This is a genomic window from Micromonospora sp. NPDC049580 (assembly GCF_040675595.1).
Taxonomy (GTDB): Bacteria; Actinomycetota; Actinomycetes; order Mycobacteriales; family Micromonosporaceae; genus Micromonospora.
Window position 1 is genome coordinate 1 of sequence record NZ_JBFAPG010000360.1, and the last position, 6,607, is coordinate 6,607.

Consider the following 6,607-nt stretch of genomic DNA (forward strand, 5'->3'; position numbering starts at 1 on the left):
CCGGTCTGGGCCGAGGCGTCGCACCGGGAGATCTCGTACGCCCTCTGCGACGACCGGCGCACCCTGCTCTGGTTCGCCAACCAGCGGGCCGTCGAATTGTGTCAGCCCCACACCTTGGAGTTGCTCATCTCGGTGGAGACGTAGTTCTCGCGGGCGATGCCGACGGCACCACCGATCTCGTTCAGGATCCGGTTGATGTCCCGGACCGACGAGTCCCACTTCGCCTGGTGCTGCTCGTAGGCGGTGCGGTCCTCGCCCTCCCACTGCAGCTTGGACAGCATCGACCGCAGCGTGTCCAGCTTCTCGTCGATGGTCTTCGAGATGGCCTGCATCTGCTGGTTGCTGCTCTCGAGGACCGCGTAGTCAACCTTGATCGTCACGACTTCCTCCTCTGCTGGCTACGGATCACGGGTTGAGCGCAGAGTGGAACTTGTCCAGCATCTGCTGCTGCTCCTCGTCGTTGACCTGGTGCGTCGTACCCGACTTGTCGAGCAGGTCCGCGATGTTGTCCATCGCGGTCAGCAGGCCCACCGTGTCCTCGTTCCAGCGAGCCATGAGCGACTGGAACCCCGTGGACGCCTGACCCTTCCACGCCATGGCCAGGTCGTCGACTACGTTCCACAGCTTCTTCAGCTCGCCGTCGACCTCGCTGCGCGTGGACCGCACGTCACTCGCGGCGGTATGCAGAGTCGCAGCTTCGACCTCGAACGCCATGCTTCACACCCTTCCGTCATGTTGTGGCGGCGGCTTTGCCGCGCCCCTCCCCCGCGGCAAGGCAGCAACACCCCACCGACGGACACTCCACCTGAGACCGTAGCGGAATCTGTCCAGCCATCGCAGCCCTGACCGGCCGCGTTCCATGGATGGCGGTGAATCGCGTCGTTTGTGCGGCCCGTTCGGACGGGAATCCGACCCGAACGGCCCCGCGACCACGCATGGTCACCCGCCGATTCCGGACCGCCGGCTCAGCGAGCCCCGTGACGGCTCGGTCAGGCTGGCTCGGACCAGGCGGTCTGGATCAACTGCTGGCCGTCGCGTCGGCGGACGAGCGTGCCCCGGCCGGGTGGCTGCGGGCTCGGACGCAGCGTGCCGAAGACGGTGCCCTCCTCCCGGTTGCCGGACATCAGCAGGCCGGGCGAGTCCAGCTCGCGGAGCCGTTGCAGCACGGGCTCGTAGAGCGCCCGGGACACCCCGCCGACCCGACGCGTGACGATCAGGTGCAGACCGATGTCACGGGCCTGCGGCAGCAGCTCGTGCAGGGCACTCAGCGGGTTGCTGCCACCGGAGGCCACCAGGTCGTAGTCGTCCACCAGGATGTAGAGGTCCGGGCCCTTCCACCAGCTGCGGTCCCGCAGTTGGGCGGTGGTCACGTCCGGGCCGGGCAGCCGGTTGGACAGCGCGCTGCGGATCGAGCCGAGCCCCTGCGCGAACGCCTGGTTGGACGGCGCGTAGTCGAGCAGGTGATCGCCCTCCACCGCGCCGAGCAGCCCACGCCGGTAGTCGGCGATCACCAGCCGCGCCTGGGCCGGCGTGTACCGCTCGGTGATGCCCCGGGCGATCAGCCGCAGCAGGTTGGTCTTGCCGCACTCGGCGTCGCCGAAGACGGTCAGGTGCGGCTCGTTGGCCAGGTCCAGGTAGACCGGCGCGAGCGCCGACTCGTTGACGCCGATCGGCAGACCGGGGGCCGACCGGTCGATGATCCGGGCCAGCTCGGACACCGGCAGCCGGCGCGGCAGCAGCCGCACCTTCGGCGCCGGACGCCCCGGCCAGTTCGCCGCCACGTGCCCGGCGAGCGCGACCGACGCCTCGCTCAGATCCTCGATGTCGCGCCGACCGTCGATCCGCGAGATCGCGGTGAGGAAGTGCAGCTTGTCCCGGGTCAGGCCGCGACCGGGCGACTTCTCCGGCACGTTCATCGCCGAGCGCCTGTCGATCTCGGACTCCGCCGCGTCGCCCAGGCGCAACTCCAGCTTGGTGCCGAGCAGATCGCGCATGTTGATCCGGATCTCCGCCCAGCGCACCGCAGTGAGCACCACGTGCACCCCGAAGCCGAGACCCCGGTTGGCGAGCGTCGTGATGGTCTGCTCCAGCTCCTCGTAATCCTGGCGCAGGGTGTTCCAGCCGTCCACCACCAGGAACACGTCGCCGAACGGGTCGTCGGCGAACTCGCCGGCCGCCCGGCGACGGCGGTAGCTCGCCACCGAGTCGATGCCGTACTGGGCGAAGCGCATCTCCCGCTCGTCCAGCACCGCGACCACCTCGGCCACCGTGCGCCGCACCGCCTCGACGTCGCGCCGGCCGGCCACCCCGGCCATGTGCGGCAGGCGCTCCAGGCTGCGCAGCGCGCCACCGCCGAAGTCCAGGCAGAAGAACTGCACCTCGCGCGGCGTGTGGGTGAGCGCCAGCGAGGCCAGCAGCGACCGCAGCATGGTGCTCTTGCCGCTGAGCGAACCGCCGACGATGACGACGTTGCCGCCCGCTCCGGCCAGCTCGACCATCATCGGGTCGCGGCGCTGCTCGTACGGGCGGTCCACCACGCCCACCGGCACGGTGAGGCGACCCCGGCCCGGCCAGGACGCCGTGCACAACCCGTAGGTCGGGTCGACGGCCAGCGGACCGAGCAGCTCGCCCAGGCCCGGCGGTTCCGCCAGCGGCGGCAGCCACACCTGGTGCGCGGGGCGGCCCCGACCCTTGAGCTGGTCGATCAGGACGTCCAGCATCGCGACGGCCTTGCCGTCGGCCGGCTGCTCCGGCTCCGGCATGGCGTCCACCGACACCTGCGTGGCCTGCGCCGGAATGAAGCTGACGCCGTACGGCACGATCCGGCGCTGCACCAGGGCCTGCGACGCGGAGGCCTGCTGGCCGGGCGCCCGGTACGGCCCCGAGACGTACGCGGCCCGGAACCGCAGCATGGTGCTGGTGTCCGTCTTGAGGTAGCCGTGCCCGGGCGCGTTCGGCAGCTCGTAGGCGTCCGGCACGCCGAGCACGATCCGGCTCTCCACCGCCGAGAAGGTGCGCAGACCGATCCGGTACGACAGGTGGGTGTCCAGACCGCGCAGCTTGCCCTCCTCCAGGCGCTGCGAGGCCAGCAACAGGTGCACACCGAGCGACCGACCCAGCCGGCCGATCATCACGAACAGGTCGATGAAGTCCGGCTTCGCGGCCAGCAACTCGCTGAACTCGTCACAAATGATCAACAAGCTCGGCATCGGCGCCAACGGCTCACCGGCCGCCCGGGCCTTCTCGTACTCGAACCGGGACACGTAGTTGCCCGCCGCGCGCAGCAGCTCCTGCCGGCGCACCATCTCACCGGCCAGCGCGTCGCGCATCCGGTCGACCAACGGCAGCTCGTCGGCCAGGTTGGTGATCACCGCGCTGGTGTGCGGCAACGCCTCCAACGAGGCGAACGTGGCGCCGCCCTTGAAGTCCACCAGGACGAAGTTCAGCTCCTCCGACGAGTGGGTCACCGCCAGGGCGGCCACCACCGTACGGAGCAGCTCGCTCTTGCCCGAGCCGGTCGCGCCGATGACCAGGCCGTGTGGGCCCATACCCTCGTGCGCCGACTCCTTGAAGTCGAGTTCGACGACGTTGCCGTCCGGGCCGACGCCGAGCGGGATGCGCAGCCGGTCCCGGTGACCGCGCGGCCGCCAGGTCTGGTGCACGTCCACGGCGGCGGCGTCACCGACGCCGAGCAGGTCGGGCAGCTCCGTGCTGCGGGCCAGCGGCTCCTCGTTGCTGGTCTGCTGCTGCGACAGCCGGTACGGCGCGATCTGCCGGGCCAGCCCCTCGGCGGCCTCGGCGGTGAGCCGGTCGGGTCGTCCGAGCCGCGACGACGAGCTGCCCCGGATCAGGTCGAGGGTGGTGCCGTCGCCCACGTCCAGGCAGAGCAGCCAGCGGCCGACGTCGCGCGGCACCGTCCCGGAGAGGTCGATCAGAGTGACGCCGAGCAGCCCCTGGCCCACCAGCTGGCAGGTCGGGGAGATCTCGCCACCGTCGACCACCACGACCACGTGTGGCGCGGTGGTCAGCGGCTTGGCCTCGGCGGCGAACCGGGGTCGCCCGGCCAGCTCGGCCGCGAGAGACGCCTCGGCCTCGGCCAGGCTGGCGAAGACCAGCCGGCGCGCGCCGGCCGCGTCCGTCCGGCCGCTGTGGTGGGCGTGGGGAAGCCACTTCACCCAGTTCCAGGCCAACTGCCGGTCGGGCGCGGCGACCACGGCGACGACCAGGTCGTCCGGGGCGTGGAACGTCGCCAGTTGGCCCAGGGCCGCCCGGGTCAGATCGAGCACGGGCTCCCGGTCGCCGCGCAGCACCACCCGGCTGAACGCGCGCACCGACAGCGCGGTCGGCAGGCCGGGCACAGTGGAGTGTGCGCGGACGAACCGACGCAGCGCGATGGCGCTCATCGGCTCCAGGTCCTCGACCGGCTTGGTCTCCGGGGGGACGATTTCCACGGCCAGCCGCTGCGGGCCGAGCGCGATCCTGGTCTCACCGAAGTCGGGCTCGGTGATCCGCCGCTCCCACAGCCGGCGGGACGCCGCGATCGACCAGAGCGCGTCGGGCTCCGGGTGCCGCCAGTTCATCGCGTCCCGCTGCTGGGCCGCCGCCCGCCGGGTGCGCTTGCGCATCTGTGCCAGGTAACGCATGTAGTCGCGGCGGTCCGCGTTCAGCTCGGCCTTGTCGTTGCCACCGTTGCTGAGCGAGCCGATGGCCATGCCGAGCATCGAGACGCCGAACAGGCCACCCGCGACGTACGTCATCATGCCGCCGCCCCGGCCGGCGTAGAGGAACGCCATCGCACCGACACCGCAGACCATCGGCAGGATCATGAGCAGCTGCCCCATCCCGCGGGGCGTCGGCTCGGGCAGCTCGGGCGGGGACTCCAGCAGCACCTCACCGCGCGGCAAGGCCGGCCCCGGCTGGCGCGGAGGTCGGCGGAACACGACCGTGCTCACGGCTGTCTCCTCCCCAGAAGCGGCCCTGCTGTCGTGCCGGCGCGGCCCGAAGCCCGCGGGTGGGCACTGTACGTGCCCGTCATCGTAGGTAATCTCCCGTGGGCGCGGTGCACCCGCACCGCGGGACCCCGGCCCGCCGATCGTAGATGGACACCAGGAGGCCACTGTGGCGACGAAGACGGCGACCGGTGGTCTGAGCCGGATCACCATTGTGGCCCCCCGTACCCGGATTGATCTGGCCCTGCCGTCGGACGTGCCGATGGCGGACCTTCTGCCCACCCTGCTGCGCTACGCCGGGGAGGACCTGGCCGACGACGGGGTGCGGCACGGCGGCTGGGCGCTGTCCCGCCTGGGTGGCGCACCTCTGGAGGGTGGTCGTACCGCCGCGCAGCTCGGTGTCCGCGACGGCGAGGTGTTGTACTTCAAGCCCCGGTCCGCCTCCGCGCCGGAGGTCGTATTCGACGACGTGGTGGACGCGGTCGCCACCGCGACCACCCGGCGGCCGGGCTCCTGGCAGGTCGGGGCGACCCGATCGTTCGCGGTGCTGTTCGCCGCCGCGGCGTTCGGCGGCGGCGCCCTGGCCGCCCTGTTCACCGGCCCTCCCCACCTGCCCGGCACGCTGGCCGCCCTGCTGGTCGCGGTGGCGCTGCTGGTCGGCGCGGCGGTGCTCGCCCGGGCCGCGGGTGACAGCGGGACGGGCTCGGTGCTGGCGATGGTCGGGCTGGTGCACGCGGGCACCGGTGGCCTGCTGCTGCTCGCCGGTGACCGGAAGCTGACCGAGCTGGCCAGTCCGCACGTCCTGCTCGCGGCCACCGCCGTGGTGGTCGCCGGGGCGGTGGCCGTGCTGGCCGTCGGTGACCGGTACCCCCTCTTCTTCGCCGCGATCGGGGTGGGCGCGGGGACGGGTCTGGGCGCGCTGCTCTGCCTGGCCCTCCGCATCGACGCCGCGGCCGGGGCCGCGGTGGTGGCGGCGGTGGCGTTCGGCGTGGTGCCGGCGCTGCCGATGGTGGCCTACCGGCTGGCCCGGCTGCCGGTGCCGTCGATCCCGACCGGCCCGGACGACCTGAAGACCGACAGCGAGTCGGTCGACGGGCGGCAGGTGCTCGAGCGGAGCGACCGGGCCGACCAGTTCCTCACCGGTCTGCTGTGGATGGTCTCGCTGCTGGTGCTCGGCGCGCAGCTCGTGCTGGCCCTGGACGGCCGCCTGCCGGCGGTGCTGCTCTGCCTGGTGCTGGCCCTGCTGTCGTTGCTGCGGGCGCGTCCGCTCCTGGGTCGGGCCCAGCGCGTTCCGGTGCTGCTCGCCGGCACCGTCGGACTGGGCCTGGCCGCCGCGGCGACCTTCGCCGGTGGATCGCTTCCGGTCCGGCTCGGCCTGATCCTCGGTGGCCTGCTGGTGGCTGCCGTGGTCAGCCTGATCTACGGCCTGACCGTCGCCGGCAAGCGCATCTCGCCGGTGTGGGGCCGGTTGCTCGACATCGTCGAGATCATGCTGATCATCGCGCTGGTGCCGCTCGCCGTCTGGGTCTGCGGCCTGTACGGCTGGATCGTCAACCTGCGGCCCTGACCGGGGAGGCTCCAGCGCGCCGTCAGCGGGGTTGCCGACGACCGGCGCCGCCCAGCGCTGACGCGACCGGCGCGCTGGCGTAGACGCCCGG

At 72.1% G+C, this 6,607-nt stretch carries 4 protein-coding genes and 1 pseudogene; 2 read left to right on the forward strand and 3 right to left on the reverse strand.

Features of this window, described 5'->3' with window-relative positions; genetic code table 11:
* Positions 1-96, forward strand: a pseudogene (locus tag AB0J68_RS23885) (ATP-dependent DNA ligase); the annotation flags it as partial.
* 5 nt (positions 97-101) lie between these two features.
* On the opposite strand, the gene AB0J68_RS23890 reads toward AB0J68_RS23885, so the two are convergent.
* The 3 genes from AB0J68_RS23890 to eccCa all read right to left on the reverse strand — a co-directional run bounded on the left by AB0J68_RS23890 (position 102) and on the right by eccCa (position 4,952).
* Positions 102-380, reverse strand: coding sequence for a WXG100 family type VII secretion target (locus AB0J68_RS23890; protein WP_354855539.1), 279 nt, complete (start codon positions 378-380; stop codon positions 102-104).
* A gap of 25 nt (positions 381-405) precedes the next feature.
* Positions 406-714 carry a WXG100 family type VII secretion target gene (locus AB0J68_RS23895; RefSeq protein WP_354855538.1) on the reverse strand — a complete coding sequence of 103 codons (309 nt, stop codon included), beginning with the start codon at positions 712-714 and terminating at the stop codon, positions 406-408.
* 275 nt (positions 715-989) lie between these two features.
* The gene (gene eccCa / locus AB0J68_RS23900) at positions 990-4,952 is read right to left on the reverse strand and encodes a type VII secretion protein EccCa (protein ID WP_354855537.1); all 3,963 of its coding nucleotides are present in this window, start codon (positions 4,950-4,952) and stop codon (positions 990-992) included.
* Between the two features lie 166 nt (positions 4,953-5,118).
* On the opposite strand from eccCa, the gene eccD reads away from it, so the two are divergent.
* Positions 5,119-6,516 carry a type VII secretion integral membrane protein EccD gene (gene eccD / locus AB0J68_RS23905; protein ID WP_363940523.1) on the forward strand — a complete coding sequence of 466 codons (1,398 nt, stop codon included), beginning with the start codon at positions 5,119-5,121 and terminating at the stop codon, positions 6,514-6,516.
* Positions 6,517-6,607 lie beyond the last annotated feature (91 nt).

Coding starts and splice junctions, on each gene's coding strand:
- AB0J68_RS23895 (WP_354855538.1), bottom strand. CDS start 714: ATGGCGTTCGAGGTCGAAGCTGCGACTCTGCATACCGCCGCGAGTGAC.